This is a genomic window from Flavobacterium arabinosi (assembly GCF_048158725.1).
Lineage (GTDB): Bacteria > Bacteroidota > Bacteroidia > Flavobacteriales > Flavobacteriaceae > Flavobacterium > Flavobacterium arabinosi.
The window spans coordinates 320,029-337,907 of the sequence record NZ_JBLNKX010000003.1; the positions used below are offsets into that span (position 1 = coordinate 320,029).

A 17,879-nucleotide genomic window follows, 5' to 3' on the forward strand; every position below is an offset into this window, starting at 1 on the left:
ACGATGAAAAAATATATTTATTTCGCTGCAAATATCTTTATGCTATTTGCTCTCGGATCATGTGAAAATCAACTTGACCAACTTCCATTATCTCAAGCGACTGCCGAGAATTTTTATGCTACGCCAGGTGACTTTGTTCAAGCTAGAAATGCAACTTATTCATGGGCTTTTCACGGTGCTAACGAATATGGTTATGCGAACAGAGTGTTGAATTTAAGTGAAACCAGATCCGACAATTTGTATGCTACTACAACGGCTTCAAGAGAATGGGAAGGTATTAACAGTTTTTACACTTCGATAAGTTCTAATTCTTATATTAAAGAGGCTTATGTAAGTAATTATAAAGCTATCTTTTATGCTAATCAATTACTGGAAAAATTAGATGAAAAAGGAAGTGTTATTCCTCTTCCTGCTGATAGAGTTGTTATGACTGCTGAAGCTCATTTTCTTAGAGCATTCTGTTATTTTGACCTGATAAGATGGTTTGGTCGTGTTCCCTTAATTGATAAAACAGTAACAGCTCAAGAAGCTGGTAAAATAGGAAGAACTCCTGTTGCTGATATATATAATTTAATTTTATCCGACTTACAAATAGCAACAACTGATTTACCAGCTTCTTATTTAGCTGCAGACTATGGAAGGGTAAACAAATTTGCTGCCAAGGCGTTTTTAGGGCTTGTGTACATGACTCGTTCTAGTCCAACTTACGGCATAGACGGATCTACTTTGGGACTTAACGAATGGGCTAAAGGGTATCAGCAATTAAATGATGTAAAAACAAGTGGTTTATATGCTTTTGGAGCTGATTATGCCACCATATTTACAACAGAAGGACTTACTAACAAAGAAAACGTTTTGACTATTCCTTATACTTCAGGAAATGATACAGGTGGTAATTTCGTAATTGAAGTTGGATACGAGCCTTATTTTACATCAATTGGTATATCAGCACAAGGATCTTTGGAAGCCAGACCAATTTCAACTGGACTTGTAAGTAGTTTTGCCACTGCTGACAAAAGAAAAACATTTGGTATTGCTACTAGTTACACCGCTACAGGTCTTGCCTATACGCTTCCTGTTTTCAAGAAATATATAGACAAAACGAGATATGGATTATCTCGAACTGATTGGGGAGTAGATTTTATGGTTATGCGATATACTGATGTATTGATGTTGATGGCCGAATGTACACTTCACGGTGGTGGTGGAACTCAAGCAGACGTTGATGCAATCATGAATCAAGTGAGAACTAGAGCGGGTATCCCTGCAAATGCTGTAAATACAACTTTGAGCCAATTATTTGACGAAAGAAGAAAAGAATTCTTTTCAGAAGGTACAAGATGGTTCGATTTAATAAGATCAGGTAATGCTTTGACTATCATGAATAATTGGAAAACTTTAGAGGATACTCAAAAGAAAATACTTACGATAGATAAAAACTCTTTGCTTTATCCATTTCCATTACAAGAAATATTAGCTGCTCCAGGTCTTTACACACAAAATCCTGGTTATGATTAATTTTTAGTTTTTAGTTAAATAGAAAGCGCTATGATTTTTGATCGTAGCGCTTTTTATCTTTTAGGACAATAGCGTAATTTTTTTGTTTTACAATTATTCCTTGTACAGGGAAGCACAGGATGCTTTTGCTATTCAACTCTTTTATCTTTAATGTTTAGTACTAAAAATTAAATAATATGATTCATTTAAAAAAACTTCTTATAATTCTAATTGTTTTAGGTGCAAAACTGTCTTTGTCGGCTCAAGTTAAATTACCTGCCTTGGTTAGTGATAATATGGTTTTACAACAAAACGCAAAAGTGAATTTATGGGGATGGGCAGCGCCAAATGAAAAAATAAATATTCAATTGGGGTGGCAAAATTCTCCTTTAGAAATTATAACGAATCTGGATGGAACTTGGAAAACAGTAGTTAATACCCCTCAAGGCAGTGAAAAAGCCTATGACATTACTATTGAAGCTACCAATAAAATCATTCTTCACAATGTGCTTATTGGCGAAGTTTGGATTTGTTCAGGACAATCGAATATGTATTTTCCGGTAGGAAAAGAAGAAGGAACTTGGAAAACGGGTGTGAAAAATTACGAAGAAGAAATTGTAAACGCCACCTACCCGAATATTAGAATATTCACTGTATTGACTAAAGCCTCTCAAAAACCATTAAATGATGTTACTGGAAGTTGGGCCGTATGTTCCCCAAACAATGTGAAAACATTTTCTGCTGTCGCCTTTTTTTTTGGAAGGGATTTGTATCAAAATTTAAAAATTCCGATAGGATTGATTTCGTCTTCATGGGGTGGAACAAAGGCCGAAGCCTGGACTTCGCAAAATGTTTTGGAAGAGAATCCAGATTTTTTGTCCATTTTGGAAACCGATGCAAAAAATGAAAAATTATTCCAAGAAAAACTGGAAAACTACTATTTGAATTTAAAAAAAGAACGAATCGCTAACAACAACGATGCATCTAAAAGTGAATTAAAAAAGCCTAAAAAAGAAGAAAACAAAACCTCTTATGTACTTTATAACGCCATGTTACAACCTTTAACGAATTACACTATGAAAGGCGTAATTTGGTATCAGGGAGAAAGCAATGCTGAGCAAGCCTATCTGTATCGCAGCTTGTTTCCGGCAATGGTTAAAAATTGGAGAAGTGATTGGAAACAAGGTGATTTTCCATTTTATTATGTGCAAATTGCTCCCCATAAAGGACAAAATCCAGATATAAGAGAAGCGCAGCTACTTTCCTTAAAAAATATTCCAAATAGTGGAATGGTTGTGACAACAGATGTTGGAAATGCGACAAACATTCACCCAATAGATAAACAAACTGTAGGGAAACGACTAGCCTTGATAGCGCGTGCTAAAAGCTATAATGAGCCAAATTTAGTGTACTCAGGACCTATTTATAACCACATGAAAATCAAAAAAGAACGAGTTCAATTGTTTTTTGATTATGCCAATTCTGGGCTTGTAAAAAACGGAGACGTTTTGAAAGAATTTGAGATTGCAGGAGAAGACCAGTTGTTTTATCCGGCTGATGCCAAAATTGACGGTAAGACCGTTGTAGTTTTTGCTGCAAAAGTAAAAAAACCAGTAGCAATTCGTTTTGCATGGAAAGCGGTGCCGGAACCTAATTTATTCAATAAAGAAAATTTGCCGACTTCCCCTTTCAGGACAGATAATTGGGTAAGTCAAACCGTCAAAAATTAATTATAGATAAGAAGTTTTGTATCAAAATCTAATATATAGGAAATGAACCGAAGAAAATTTATAGTTGGAAATTCCCTCGCTCTTATGAGTTTATGCCTCCCGTTTGCAACTAGAGGTAGTGGTTTTATGAGTGATCCAAACCTTTCTGATTTTGAAAAGAAACTTCAACCAGTTGGTCGTGTATTAGAATTTGAAGATTATTATGTGTGGTGCAACAGTCCTATTGAAGGGCCTGACGGCAAAATTCATGTGTTTTTTTCGCGATGGCCGAAAGCGAAAAGTATGAGTGGATGGATCAATAGTTCCGAAATTGCTCATGCAACAGCCGATAGTCCCGAAGGGCCTTATACTTATGTAAGTACTGTTTTAGCTCCTCGTGGAGAAGGTTTTTGGGATGCAACCACATGCCATAACCCCAGTATTCATTTTGTGGATGGAAAATATGCGCTGTTTTTTATGGGTAATTCCAATGGTAAAATGAATACGAAACGTATTGGATTAGCCACTTCAGATTCACTTTATGGACCTTGGGAAAGACCGGGTAAACCCTTATTATTACCCGGAGAAGAAGGCTCCTGGGATGATTTATTAACCACAAATCCTTCTTTTTTAAAACACCCCAATGGAGAATATTGGCTCTATTATAAATCATTAGATATCGAAAATTATGTCCATCCAAAATTTCCAATTAAAGGAAATAGAAAATATGGATTAGCCATATCTAAATCGCTGCACGGCCCTTATGAAAAATACGTAGGTAATCCAGTGGTCGATTTCTCTACATTGGGAGATAATAAACAATGTGAGGATGCTTTTGTTTGGTACGAAAACAAAAAATTCAAAATGTTAGCTAGAGACATGGGAGTTTTTGGTATGGACAATGGTCTTTATATGGATTCTGACGACGGAATTCATTGGAATAGCCCCTCAATATCCTATCAACCATTGAATAAATATATAAATCAACCCGAAGCACCCAAGCATTTAAACCGTTATGGTCGGGCAGAACGGCCACAATTATTATTTCAAAACGGGAAAGCAACATATTTATTTACAGCTTCTCAAGGGGGAAAATTTGAAACGGCTTCAGGATTTATTTTTAAAATATCCTAAAAAGGCTTTATAAACTGGTACAAATTTTGACAGCAACTGCTAAAGAAATGTTTTCATCTAAGGTATCGTCTAAAGCTAAAATGATAATTATATTTTGTTTTTATAAATATATTATAAACAGGGAAGCACAGGATGCCGCTTTTGTTCAATTCTTTTATCTTTAAACTTTTAGTGCTAAAAATTTCCTTCTTTTTTCCTTACCGATTATTGGCCTGAAAAAAACTTTTTGAATTTTTAATTTATTTACAGAACATAAATATATGAATGCTATTTACACCGTTTTTAAAATGCCATTTTTAATTGTTTTACTACTTTGTTTTCAATTGAATGGACAAGAAAAAATTGATCGAAAACTTTTGGTTTCCAGACATAATATTGAAATTAAAGCGATAGATACGCTGGCTTCATTAAGTGTAGGAAACGGGACTTTTGCGTATACTGTTGATGTTACAGGATTGCAAACTTTTCCTGAAGTGTATCAACATGGTATTCCTTTGGGAACGCAATCAGAATGGGGTTGGGATAGCTACCCGAATACCGGAAATTATAAATTTAGTGAAACGCTAAAGGAGTTTGATCAGTATAATAGAAAAGTTTCTTATGCTGTACAATTAAAAACACCGGGAAGACAAGTGGATGCTGTTAATTATTTTCGTGCTAATCCACATCGATTACAACTGGGAAATTTAGGATTGGAGTTGTATAAAAAAAATGGGGAGAAGGTGAAACCGGAAGACCTCAAGGATATAAAACAAACCTTAAATTTATGGAGTGGTGAAATTGAAAGTCATTTTTCAATAGAAGGAATTCCAGTAACGGTTTGGACGGCCTGTCATCAAAAGGAAGATGTTGTTGGTGCTCGCATACAATCGGATTTAATTAAGAAAGGACAATTAAAAATTCGTCTTAGATTGCCTCAGCCAACTGGTGAATGGGCCGATTTTGGTACGAAATGGAACGATAAAATTAATTACCCAAGCAGTATTTCTTCTAAAAATAAGCAAAAAGCTGTAATTACCCGTAAAATGGATTCTATAACCTATCATATAGGATTATCGTGGGAAGGACAAGCAAAAATAAGCGTAAAAGAAGAAAATTATTATATTTTAACTCCTTCTAAAATGGATTCTTTTTCATTTAGCTGTACGTTTAAAAATCAAAAAATTGAAGCGATTCCATCCTTTTCTGCTGTAGAAAAAAGTAGTGCCACAGGATGGAAGAATTTTTGGCAAAGTGGTGGTGCCATAGATTTTTCAGGAAGTACTGATATTCGGGCTAATGAATTGGAACGCAGAATTATTCTTTCGCAGTACCTTACCAAATTGCAATGTACCGGAGCTATTCCTCCTCAGGAAACAGGCCTGACCTTCAACAGCTGGTATGGTAGACCTCATTTAGAAATGCATTGGTGGCATGGGGTACATTTTGCTTTATGGGGCAGATTGGAATTATTAGAGAAAAGTTTACCATGGTATCAAAAAGTATTTGATAAAGCAGCTAATATCGCTAAAAGACAAGGTTTTGAAGGTGTCAGATGGCAAAAAATGACAGACCCTGATGGAAATGAAGGTCCGTCTTCAATTGGTGCTTTTTTAATTTGGCAACAGCCACATTTTATAACATTCGCAGATTTAATGTACAGAGCGAATCCTACAAAAGAAACCTTAGAAAAATATAAAAAAGAAGTCTTTGCTACTGCAGATTTCATGGCCTCTTTTGCAAATTATAATAAAGAAAAAGACCGATACGAGCTAGGACCGGGTGTGATTCCGGCACAAGAACGCTTCAAAGCAATGGAAACATTTAATCCCACTTATGAATTAGCGTATTGGAATTGGGCGCTGGGTACAGCCATAAAATGGAAAGAACAATTGCACGAAAAAGCACCTTCAAAATGGGGAGCTGTTCTTGAAAAATTATCCGAATTACCAGTACAAGATAATGTCTATTTAGCAACAGAAAGTGCTAAAGATTCGTACACCAATCCAGAGTTTAAAACAGATCATCCTTCTGTTTTAGGAACTTACGGAATGTTACCAGCCACTTCTTTATTGAATAAAGAGATTATGAAAAATACGTTTGATTTAGTCTGGAAAACTTGGTCTTGGGAAAAAACTTGGGGTTGGGATTTTCCTATGACAGCGATGGCAGCAGCACGTTTAGGAATGCCTGATAAAGCGCTTGATGCATTATTTATGAAAGTACAGACGAATACCTATTTAAAAAATGGTCATAATTACCAGGAAGAGCGTTTGCCTCTTTATTTACCTGGGAACGGAGGTTTATTAACCGCTGTTGCAATGATGTGTGCAGGATGGGACGGAAGCACAGGCACAAACCCTGGATTTCCTAAAGATGGCTCTTGGAAGGTAAAATGGGAAAGACTAAAAAAAATGCCCTAAAATTTTGAGCCACATCAATTTGTAAAAAAGTTTAAACTAGAAATAGGAAAGCATCAGGATTTATTTTCAAAATGACATAAAAACAACAAATGATATTATAATTTTCTGCTTTCAGCAATCCACAAACATCCCTAGCTATTTTCGATTCATTTGATCGAAAATGACTAGGGATGTTTATTTATAAATACTCCTGAAAATTAGTTTTTCTGGTATTTTAAAATAAGAAACCGCCTAAAAAACACTTATAATTCTTACTTTGAATAATTTCGTAAATAAGATGTTATAAATTAATATAATTGTCATTATAACAATAAATAAATTAGCAAAAACATATAAAATTAAGTTAAAAATTTAAAATACTGAATTCCAGTCAATTATATTTTAAATAAATGTAAATTTTGCACTTAAAGCTTAATCTTCTGAAAACTAACAGGATAGGGCAGGACACTATTGAATAGACATCCCAATATATTTGAGACAACCAACCCTAATCTCATCACTATGAAATATGTTTATTGAATGCTATGTTGTCCCTTTTACTTATTTATCACCGCAATAAATACTTAAAAATCTACAGGTAACTGTGGCTATCAAAGTCGCAAAAAAACAAATTACATTATTTTTTTAATTCTTAACCATTGATTGTTATATGAAAAAACAACTACTTTTTGGGTTTATACCGTTTCTTTTCAGGAAGATGCTCTTTAGACTTACTTTTTTTACTGTTTTGTGCCTTTTGACTGCACAGACCTCGTTTGCACAGCAATGGAATATTTTGGGCAATGAAACCCAGATAGCATCCGTTGCGGCTACGTACTCTTCCATCACGGTTTTGGATAATATCCCTTATGTAGCGTTCAGAGAAGGCACTATTGCAAAAGTAAAAAAAAGAAATGCTGCTACAGGGGCATGGGAACAGCTGGGTAATGATATTGGTTCCAATCTCTCGTATACAAGAATATATCTTGATAAGGCGAGCAATCTTTTTGTTACCTATGTTGATGCTTCCAATGGAAACAAATTAGCAGTAAAAATTTATAATACTGACACACAGATTTGGGAACCGCTGAACGGCGACAGTAACAACTTATATGTTTCGACTGGTTCGGTTACCAATACCGTGTCTCAATACAGTTCAACACCCCGCAGTTCATTGGCATTCGATTCAGACAACAAGCCCTACATTGCCTTTGGTGATGGTGCGAACCTGACCCCATATGTGAAGAAGTTTGATGGTACCTCTTGGACAACGGTAGGTTCCGCTCCTGTGAATGCTTCCGCAAAAGCTGTAGCAGTAAGCTTGGTAATCGACGAGGCGGATGTGCCTTGGCTTGTCTATTGCAACTTGGCTGCAACTAATTCTACTACCGGGACTATGGCGCTTTACCAATGCAATAGCGGTACATGGAATTATATTACTCCCACCGTAACCGCAGGTATTCGTCATACCAGTATGGCACTCAATTCTTCGGGGAATCTGGCGATTGCCTATTTCAATACGGGCAGCTCTAACAAGGCCAATGTCATTGTTTACAACAAAACAGCCGGAACTTGGAGTGCTGCAACAAACCTTTCTTCTCGGGATGCACCAAGCATCAGCTTAATCAGAGATGTTTCAGGCAACTTGTATTGTTCCTTTATTGATAATGTTAACAGCACCGCTACCTTCTCAGCACGCGTGTTTAAGCAAGCTGCAGGCGCAACTGCTTGGACTGAAATGAAAGATCCTTTAGTAGCACGTGGCATTGACGAGCCTGTAGGTAACCTAACCATTGCCTCAGGAAGTGAATATCCTCTTGTAGTGTACACAAAAAATAATTCAAGTAGCATCAGCACTCCTATTGTCCGAATCTATACACCACCACCACCACCGGCTGTACTTAGCACCTTGGCTGTGACCAATATCACTACCACGTCGGCAGAAACAGGAGGAAACATTACCTCTGATGGTGGATCAGCCATTACGGAAAGAGGAATTGTTTACAACACTAGTGGAAATCCAACAACGGCAAACACCAAGATTGTTTCTGGCTCAGCCGGTTCAGGATCATATACTGTGACTATTCCGGGTCTTAATCCGACAACCTTGTATTACATTAGAGCCTATGCCATTAACAGTGGTGGTATTTCTTATGGTGACAATGTGAGATTAAACACCTTGGTGTTACCTGATGCGGTGGTAACCACTCCGAAGCAAATGGAATTCCTAAATCGTGGAGTAGTTGCGGTGCGTAAATCGAGCAGTCAGGTATTTATTAGCTGGCGCTTGCTGGGTAATGACCCTTCCGGTATTGCTTTTAATATTTACCGAGATAATGTGAAGCTTAATACAGCACCTATCACGACTTCAACAAACTTTCTGGACAATATTGCCGTTAACGGTACCTATACAGTGAAAGTGGTGAACAACAATGTAGAAGGACCAGCTTCAGCTCCTATTTCAGTATGGGCAAATAATCAATTAACGATTCCGTTACAAATTCCTGCCGGAGGAACAACTCCCGATGGTAAAGTCTATACTTACACGGCGAATGACGCCAGTGTGGGTGATGTAGATGGTGATGGAGAGTATGAAATTTTCTTAAAATGGGAGCCTACTGCAAAAAATGACAATGCAGGAGGGTATAGCGGTAACCAAATCTTCGACTGTTATAAGTTGAACGGAACCAAATTATGGCGTATTGACTTAGGTATCAATATGAATGCAGGTCCGCATTTTAATCAATTTATGGTATATGATTTTGATGGAGACGGGAAGGCTGAAATTATACTAAAAACTGCCGACGGCAGTAAGGATGGAGCCGGAGTAGTTATTGGTAATGCCAATGTTGATTACCGCAATACTTCAGGATGGGTGCAACAGGGACCTGAGTTCCTGACTGTTTTCAACGGATTAACCGGTGCTGCTATGGCAACGATCCCTTATCAGCCCGCCAGAGGTAATACTTCGGATTGGGGAGATAATTATGGTAACCGTCAGGATCGTTTTGTATCAGCTGTGGCTTACCTTGATGGTGCCCGTCCAAGCCTGATTGTAGGCCGCGGATATTATGACAAACTGGTACGTGCAGCATATGACTGGCGCAACGGACAACTTACGCTACGCTGGATTTTCGATAGTAAAGACCCGAGTGATCTGGCCAATAATGCAATATCAAGCCAAGGGAATCACCAGATGACTATTGGTGACGTTGATGGAGATGGAAAAGATGAAATTATTAACGGATCAAGTGCTATTAACGATAATGGTAAACGCCTTTGGACTTACGGTCAGGGCCATGGTGATGCGCTGCATATGTCGGACATGGATCCGGATCGTCCGGGGCAGGAGATTTGGCAGTGTCTTGAGTCTCCGGGTCAATACAGTCCGTATGGTATACGACTTAATGATGCCAAAACCGGTGAAATGATTTTTGGTGCACCAACCACAGGGGATGTTGGTCGTGCTTTGGCCGCAGATATTGATCCTAACCACAGAGGATATGAGATGTGGAGCTCTTCTGGGAACCTTTATAATGTTCAGGACGGTGAAATTGGTACAATCAAGCCAACTAACGGTAGTCAGTCCGTTAACGGTGCTGTATGGTGGGATGGCGATTTAGGTCGCGAATTATTGGATGGTACAATCATGGATAAATGGAATCCGGCGACAAAATCACTGAACCGTTTGTTCACTATATATCAGGCTGCACCAGTTTCGTCAAATAACGACACTAAAAAGAATCCTGCTCTTACTGCTGACCTTATGGGCGACTGGAGAGAGGAAATTATTCTTCGCCGCTCAGATAATACAGCGCTAATTCTTTTCACTACTACTATTCCTACAGAAAATCGAATTTATACCTTGATGCATGACCCTCAATATCGTACCGCTATAGCATGGCAAAATTCAGGCTATAATCAGCCACCACACCCAAGTTTTTTTCTGGGTTATGACATGGTTGCAGCGCCAGTGCCTAATATTGAAGTAAAATACATCTCGACACCAGAGGTTATGAACACAACTAAGAGTACACGTGCTGATGGATGTGATACAAAAGTCGATTATGCTACTGAAACTCTAGGTTTTCCTATACCAAATTACACTTATGTTTTCACAGGAGCCACTACAGGTTCTGGAGACGGGACAGGTTCTGGTAGCGTATTCAATAAGGGAATTACAAATGTGACGGTTACAGCGAACAACTCTTCGGGTTCTGTTAACTACAGTTTTGATGTTACTGTAATTGATTCAATCTCTCCCGTTATTTCAGTAGATAACTTAACAGTTGCCACTAATGAGGGATGCACTGCAACAGGAGTAATATTGACACAGCCAAGTATTTCAGATAATTGTACAAATGCTGCTGCATTAATACTAACGAATGATGCACCTGCGTCTTATCCTATTGGTACTACTACCGTTACCTGGACAGTGAAAGATGCGCAGGAAAATGTGGTCACAGCAATCCAAATAGTAACTGTTACAGATAACCAGGGTCCTGTTTTAACGACTCCGGCTGCTCAAGTTCTATGTTACAATGCAACTTACAGCATTCCTGTTCTAATAGCTAATGACAATTGCGGTATAGCTTCAGTTGCCTATAAAATAACAGGAGTAACCGAAAGAAATGGTTCTGGTAGTGATGCAAGCGGAAATTTCAATGTTGGTCTATCCACTATCACTTGGACAGTTACTGATGTTAATGGGAATCAAACAACCGGTAGTACCCCCGTTACGGTAGGCACTCCTTTAACTGCAAGAATCCCTGATGTATATGCTTTAAGCCAAACTATTGTTCAAAAGAATACACTTTATTTGGGTTATGGTCCTACATCATTTACTATAGGTGCTATACAAACAGGCGGTACTTCTCCTTATACATACAGTTGGAATACCGGACAAACATCCTCATCCATCAATGTACATAGTGCCGGTACTTACACCGTAACTGTAACCGATGCAATAGGTTGTACTAGTGAAGCATCAATGGTGATTAATGTGATAGATATTAGCTGTGGTAATAAAAATGATAAAGTTATGATCTGTCATAACGGAGTCGCGATTTGTGTTACTTCTTCTGCTGTTCAGGCTCATCTTAATCATGGTTGCAAACTGGGATCTTGCGCAACAACAGCTAAGACAACTACCACTTCATTGAAGATTGACGGAACAAGCGTTTCAATTGTACCTGAGGTATTGGTTTATCCAAATCCATCAGCAGGACAATTTACAGTGCAACTTAGTGGCTACAAATCGTCAAAAGCGGATGTTATAATTATGAACATGACCGGACAAATTGTAACGCAAAAAGAAATCAAACTAATTGATGGTAAGCAAACAGTCGCATTTAATATATCCAATCATGCTCATGGTATATATCTTTTAAAAGTACTTAGTGTAGATGGGGTAAATACCCTAAAAATCGTGCTTGAAAAGTAATACGATTATTATCTTAATGAGGAGGCTGTCTTTTTAGACAGCCTCTTTTTTTATGCCTAAATCAGTTACCCTATAGCACAGGACAGTATTGAAACAATAAATAAATAAATTTGAAATAAAATACTCATCTTCTTTTCATGAAATGGACTTCCATACACCCCCTTAAAACCTTCTTTTTAAGAACTTCAAAATGTTTGTTTTTAATATGCTTGGTCATCCCATTGGGAGTTTACTCTCAAATAATAAACAAGAAAACTTTAGAAAAAAAGCCCAACATTTTGGTAATCATTGCCGATGATGCAGGCTGGAATGATGTGAACTATAATGGCTCTGAAATACAAACGCCAAACATTAATTCCTTGGCAAAAAAAGGAATTCAACTCAACCGATTTTATACGAGCCCAACCTGTTCTCCATCAAGAGCGTCTCTTTTAACCGGAAAGCCGTCCAGTAGAATCGGAATTGTGGCACCCATTAGCGACAAAAGCAAACTAAGCTTACCCGATTCAATAACGACTCTTCCACAAGCTTTGAAAAAAAAGAATTATGAAACGGCCTTATTCGGCAAATGGCATTTAGGGCTCAATACGTCAAGCGGCCCTAATGTTTTTGGTTTTGATTATTCCTATGGTTTTCTTCATGGACAAATTGATCAATACACCCACAAATACAAGAACGGAGATGCAAGTTGGTATAGAAACGGCACATTTATTACAGAAGAAGGACATACCACCGATTTAGTCACCAAAGAAACGATAGATTGGCTGACGAATAAAAGAGATTCCTCTAAAAATTTCTACATTCAGCTGGCGTACAGTGCACCTCATTTCCCATTGCAGGAAGAAGATAAATGGAAAAAACGGTATTTAAAAACCATCAAAAATAGCTCCCGAAGAGATTATGCCGCTGCCATGACCCATATGGATTATAGTATTGGATTGGTGATGGAAGCCTTAAAAAAAATGAATTTAGAAGACAATACCCTTATCGTTTTTCTAAGCGATAATGGCGCCATGGAAAATTGGGATTCTAAAAATGAATATGGAGGAGTACATGAATCAAATCCTGTACTAGGAAGCAATTTTCCTTTGCGAGATTGGAAAACATCCAATTATGAAGGTGCCATTCGAGTTCCAGCTATTGTGTATTGGAAAAACCATCTGACTCCTAAAAAGAATAGCAACTATATCGCCATCACAGATCTTATGCCTACCTTTCTGACCCTTGCAGGTGCTGAAATACCAAAAGGAGTTGAAGGAGAAAACATATGGCAAACGATTTTCAATTCTAAAACAACAACGCATGACATATACATCAGGGGACACATTCAAGAAAGCCTGATACGCAAACCTTGGAAAATAATTCGGAGCCGTCATGCCGATGATTCTCCTGCATTATTTGAACTTTACAATGTTGAAAAAGACCCAGAAGAAAAACAAAATGTAATTTTGGATAATGCTACAATTGCTGCTCAAATGAAAACAGCACTGGAACAGCAGTTTTTAAAAGACGACAAAAAAGTCAATGCAGATTTAAAATAAAAAAATGACTCCAATAATATGAAGCTTAAAAAATCATTTATCCTATTATTAATGCTGTGTTGCCTCCCTGTTTTTGCTCAAAATAGGGAACAAAAAGAGGAAAATACTATTGCTGACAAACCATTATTTCGGGACACAATTTATGATGGTGCTGCAGACCCTACTATAATTTGGAATAAAAAAGAGAAAAAATGGTTTCTATTTTATACCAATCGCAGAGCTAATATAGGAGGGAACGGTGTAAGCTGGGTTCATGGGACTCCCATTGGCATTGCGGAATCATCCGATGGTACCCATTGGACTTACAAAGCAAATTGCACAATCAATTACAGTATGAAAGATGTAACCTATTGGGCTCCAGAGGTAATTGAGCATAAAGGAAAATACCATATGTACTTAACTATTGTTCCTGGTATTTTCGAAGATTGGTATCATCCCCGTTATATCGTTCACTTAACCAGTAAAAATGGAATAGATTGGAAATTCGAATCCAAGTTAAATCTCGCATCTGAACGTTGTATTGATGCTGCTGTATTTCGTTTACCAAATGGAACTTGGCGCATGTACTACAATAATGAAAACGATGGTAAATCGATATATTATGCGGACAGCAATGATTTATACCATTGGGCTGACAGCGGTAAAAAAGTAGTAAAAGATCGTGGCGAAGGCCCAAAAGTATTTCAATGGAAAAACAAAAACTGGATGATAATCGATGCTTGGAAAGGCTTGGGGGTTTTTTCTTCTAATGATTTTGTAAATTGGACCCGACAAGAGAAAAATATTTTACAAATCCCAGGAACAGGCGAAGATGATAAAGTAATTGGCGGCCATGCAGATGTTATTGTAAAGGGTGACAAAGCGTATATTTTCTACTTTACACATCCTGGACGCACTCCCGAAAATAAAGGAAAAGATACTTTTGAAACCAGACGAAGTTCCATTCAAGTAGCCGAATTAGAATATAACAACGGTGAAATTATATGCAACCGTGACAAACCTGTAACTATTAACCTAAAACCAACAAAAAATGGAAAATAAAATGATTCGCAATGCTTTTAAAATGAAATTAAAACCAGGTTTTGAATTGGAGTATAAAAAAAGACACGACGAAATTTGGCCAGAATTAGAAAGCTTACTTTCTGAAACCGGCATTCAGGATTATAGCATTTTTCTGGATGAAGAAACGCTGATACTTTTTGCTGTTCAAAAAATAAGCGAAGATTTTGATGTGGATTTTTTACCCAACCATCCAATTGTCAAAAAATGGTGGGCGTATATGGGGGATATTATGGAAACAAATCCAGATAATTCGCCAGTTGCTAGTTCGTTAAAAGAAGTTTTTCACATGGATTAACTAAAGTTTTCCCAAGTGTTTTTATTTCAAAAAAGGACAGTAAAATCTAAAGCTACAAAAAGTGTCGATTAGATTTTACTGTCCATTTTTTCAGGGTAGAGTGAAAATTTTCCCTTATAAACGGTTAAAAGGAGCTTGTCTTAAATTAGAAGAAATAAACTTTTCTCTTATATTTGAAATTTTAATATTTAATAAAAATCAAAGGAAATAATCCGTACGATTATTAGACAAATAACAACAATGAATACTATGAAATTTACACTTTTAATATTAACTATTTTACTGATATCTTCCGGTATCCGTGCACAAGAAAGGGTCGTTACTGAACTAACCAAGGGATGGAAATTCTCAAAAGGCACTAACGAAAAGGCTTTCGAAAATGATTTTAATGATTCGAAATGGCAGACTGTAACCGTTCCACATGACTGGGCTATTTACGGTCCTTTCGACAAGCAGGTAGATATTCAAACTACTGCTATTGTCCAAAATGGAGAAAAAGTAGCGACTGAAAAAACAGGTCGAACCGGAGCTTTACCTTACATTGGAGAAGCTTGGTATCGAAATCAGTTTTCAGTACCCAATTTTGATAAAAACAAGAAAGTGCTTATCGTTTTTGAAGGTGCCATGAGCGAACCAAAAGTCTTTGTAAACGGCAAAAAAGTGGGAGAGTGGAATTACGGTTACAATTACTTCTATTTTGATATTACAGATTATGTTGCTGCCAACGGAAAAAACAGTCTGGCTGTTCATTTATCAAATCTTGGATTGTCATCGCGTTGGTATCCTGGAGCTGGTTTGTATAGAAAAGTAAAAATTATAGTTAAAAATAAAGAGAGTATTGATCAATGGGGAACTTTTATTACCACGCCATTTATTTCTTCTGATTTGGCTAAAGTGACGATTAAAACAAAAGTTTCCGGAGAAAACCTTCGCATCATCACCGAAATAAAAGATGCCAAAGGAATTGAAGTAGCGACTAACGAGAATTCGACTCTTTTCGGAAATGAATTCGAACAAAATATTGCCGTTAAAAACCCGCATTTATGGAGTCCGGAAAACCCTTATCTCTATACAGCCACTTCTCAAATATATGTTGGCGATGTCCTGAAAGATGAAACCACCACGCGATTTGGTATTCGAAGCATTAAATACGAAGCAAACAAAGGTTTTAGTTTGAATGGTGAAGTACGCAAATTCAAAGGGGTTTGTTTGCACCACGATTTAGGGCCTATAGGAACTGCAATCAACAAAGCTGCTTTGCGCAGGCAATTGACTATTTTAAAAGATATGGGATGCAATGCCATTCGCAGTTCACACAATATGCCGTCATTGGAACAACTGGAATTGTGTGACGAAATGGGATTTATGTTTCTAGCCGAAAGTTTTGATGAATGGGCTAAGCCAAAAGTAAAAAATGGCTACAATCGTTTTTTTGAAACAGATGCTGAAAAAGACATTGTAAATTTAGTTCAAGCAACCCGCAACCATCCATGTATCGTGATGTGGAGTTCCGGGAATGAAGTTCCGGATCAATGGGGTGCTGAAGGGGTGAAACGAGCGAAGTGGTTGCAGGATATATTTCATCGTGAGGACCCAACCCGACCAGTAACTGTAGGAATGGATCAGGTAAAAGCGACATTGGCATCAGGATTTGGAGCCTTGTTAGACATTCCGGGGCTTAATTATCGCGTTCATTTGTATCAAGAAGCTTTTGAGAAATTTCCGCAAGGCTTTATTTTAGGATCTGAAACGGCATCAACAGTAAGTTCACGCGGCGTCTATAAATTCCCTGTCGTGAAAGCGCAATCCAAACAATATGCTGATTTTCAAAGTTCTTCTTATGATTTAGAATACTGTAGCTGGTCTAATTTACCTGATGATGATTTTGTTCTGCAAGATGACAAGTCTTGGGTAATTGGAGAATTTGTATGGACCGGTTTTGATTATTTAGGCGAACCTACGCCTTATGATGAAAAGTGGCCTTCCCGAAGTTCTTATTTCGGGATTAGTGATTTAGCTGGTTTACCAAAGGACAGATTCTATTTGTACCGAAGCCGTTGGAATACCAATGATAAAACGTTACATATTTTGCCACATTGGAATTGGGAAGGAAGAGAAGGACAAACGACACCCGTATTTGTCTACACGAATTATGAAAGTGCCGAACTTTTTGTGAATGGAAAAAGTATGGGAATTCAAAGAAAAAATAATGCCACTCCACAAAATCGTTACCGATTGATGTGGATGGATGTCAAATACGAACCCGGAACGGTAAAAGTAGTTGCTTTTGACAAACAAGGAAATCGGGTTGCCGAAGAAGAAATTCATACTGCAGAAAAGCCATACCAAATAAAACTCGAAGCTGACAGAACGAACCTGGAAGCGAATGGTGAAGACTTGGCTTTTGTTACGGTTTCTGTAGTAGATAAAAAGGGTAATCCTTGTCCAAATGCTACCCAACAACTCCATTTTAATGTAACCGGAAAAGGAACGTATCGCGCGGCGTGTAATGGAGACGCTACCTCTTTAGAACAGTTTCATTTGCCTACGATGAAACTATTTAGCGGTAAATTAGTTGTTTTGGTTCAGTCCACTTCAAAAGCGGGTGAAATAGAATTAGAAGTTACGGGTAAAGGACTTAAAACTGGAAAAATACCTTTGAAATCAAATTAATTTCGGGTCGCAGTCGCAGTTTAAAAACAAGTTAGGAAACAGTCAACCCCGATTATAAAGAGTGTCCAACAAAATACACTTTTTAAAATCTTTAATTCATCTTTATAACAATCGTTGTATTGCGAATTAATTAATTTTAATCTT

Annotated in this window: 9 protein-coding genes; all 9 read left to right on the plus strand. The window is 37.5% G+C overall.

The window, feature by feature from the left end:
• The first annotated feature begins 3 nt into the window (after positions 1-3).
• Positions 4-1,518, plus strand: a complete 1,515-nt coding sequence (locus ACM55K_RS08175; protein WP_416849747.1) for a RagB/SusD family nutrient uptake outer membrane protein — start codon at positions 4-6, stop codon at positions 1,516-1,518.
• A 176-nt stretch (positions 1,519-1,694) separates the two neighbouring features.
• Positions 1,695-3,227: a sialate O-acetylesterase gene (locus tag ACM55K_RS08180; RefSeq protein WP_416849748.1), complete on the plus strand. Its 1,533-nt coding sequence runs from the start codon at positions 1,695-1,697 to the stop codon at positions 3,225-3,227.
• Between the two features lie 42 nt (positions 3,228-3,269).
• Positions 3,270-4,340, plus strand: coding sequence for a glycoside hydrolase family protein (locus ACM55K_RS08185; protein ID WP_416849749.1), 1,071 nt, complete (start codon positions 3,270-3,272; stop codon positions 4,338-4,340).
• Between the two features lie 260 nt (positions 4,341-4,600).
• Positions 4,601-6,742 carry a hypothetical protein gene (locus tag ACM55K_RS08190; protein ID WP_416849750.1) on the plus strand — a complete coding sequence of 714 codons (2,142 nt, stop codon included), beginning with the start codon at positions 4,601-4,603 and terminating at the stop codon, positions 6,740-6,742.
• 649 nt (positions 6,743-7,391) lie between these two features.
• Positions 7,392-12,164, plus strand: a complete 4,773-nt coding sequence (locus ACM55K_RS08195; protein WP_416849751.1) for a rhamnogalacturonan lyase family protein — start codon at positions 7,392-7,394, stop codon at positions 12,162-12,164.
• A 278-nt stretch (positions 12,165-12,442) separates the two neighbouring features.
• Positions 12,443-13,705: a sulfatase-like hydrolase/transferase gene (locus tag ACM55K_RS08200; RefSeq protein WP_416849752.1), complete on the plus strand. Its 1,263-nt coding sequence runs from the start codon at positions 12,443-12,445 to the stop codon at positions 13,703-13,705.
• A gap of 18 nt (positions 13,706-13,723) precedes the next feature.
• On the plus strand, positions 13,724-14,746 hold the full coding sequence (locus ACM55K_RS08205; protein ID WP_416849753.1) for a family 43 glycosylhydrolase: 1,023 nt from the start codon (positions 13,724-13,726) through the stop codon (positions 14,744-14,746).
• Positions 14,736-15,062, plus strand: coding sequence for an L-rhamnose mutarotase (gene rhaM / locus ACM55K_RS08210; protein WP_416849754.1), 327 nt, complete (start codon positions 14,736-14,738; stop codon positions 15,060-15,062). Before ACM55K_RS08205 ends, rhaM begins: the two co-directional genes overlap by 11 nt.
• Positions 15,063-15,302: 240 nt before the next feature.
• Positions 15,303-17,735 carry a DUF4982 domain-containing protein gene (locus tag ACM55K_RS08215; protein WP_416849756.1) on the plus strand — a complete coding sequence of 811 codons (2,433 nt, stop codon included), beginning with the start codon at positions 15,303-15,305 and terminating at the stop codon, positions 17,733-17,735.
• Positions 17,736-17,879: the final 144 nt, after the last annotated feature.

Bases quoted from the DNA above. Each gene is read 5' to 3' on its own strand.
- ACM55K_RS08175 (WP_416849747.1), top strand. From the start codon at position 4: ATGAAAAAATATATTTATTTCGCTGCAAATATCTTTATGCTATTTGCT.
- ACM55K_RS08180 (WP_416849748.1), top strand. From the start codon at position 1,695: ATGATTCATTTAAAAAAACTTCTTATAATTCTAATTGTTTTAGGTGCA.
- ACM55K_RS08185 (WP_416849749.1), top strand. From the start codon at position 3,270: ATGAACCGAAGAAAATTTATAGTTGGAAATTCCCTCGCTCTTATGAGT.
- ACM55K_RS08190 (WP_416849750.1), top strand. From the start codon at position 4,601: ATGAATGCTATTTACACCGTTTTTAAAATGCCATTTTTAATTGTTTTA.
- ACM55K_RS08195 (WP_416849751.1), top strand. From the start codon at position 7,392: ATGAAAAAACAACTACTTTTTGGGTTTATACCGTTTCTTTTCAGGAAG.
- ACM55K_RS08205 (WP_416849753.1), top strand. From the start codon at position 13,724: ATGAAGCTTAAAAAATCATTTATCCTATTATTAATGCTGTGTTGCCTC.
- rhaM (WP_416849754.1), top strand. From the start codon at position 14,736: ATGGAAAATAAAATGATTCGCAATGCTTTTAAAATGAAATTAAAACCA.
- ACM55K_RS08215 (WP_416849756.1), top strand. From the start codon at position 15,303: ATGAATACTATGAAATTTACACTTTTAATATTAACTATTTTACTGATA.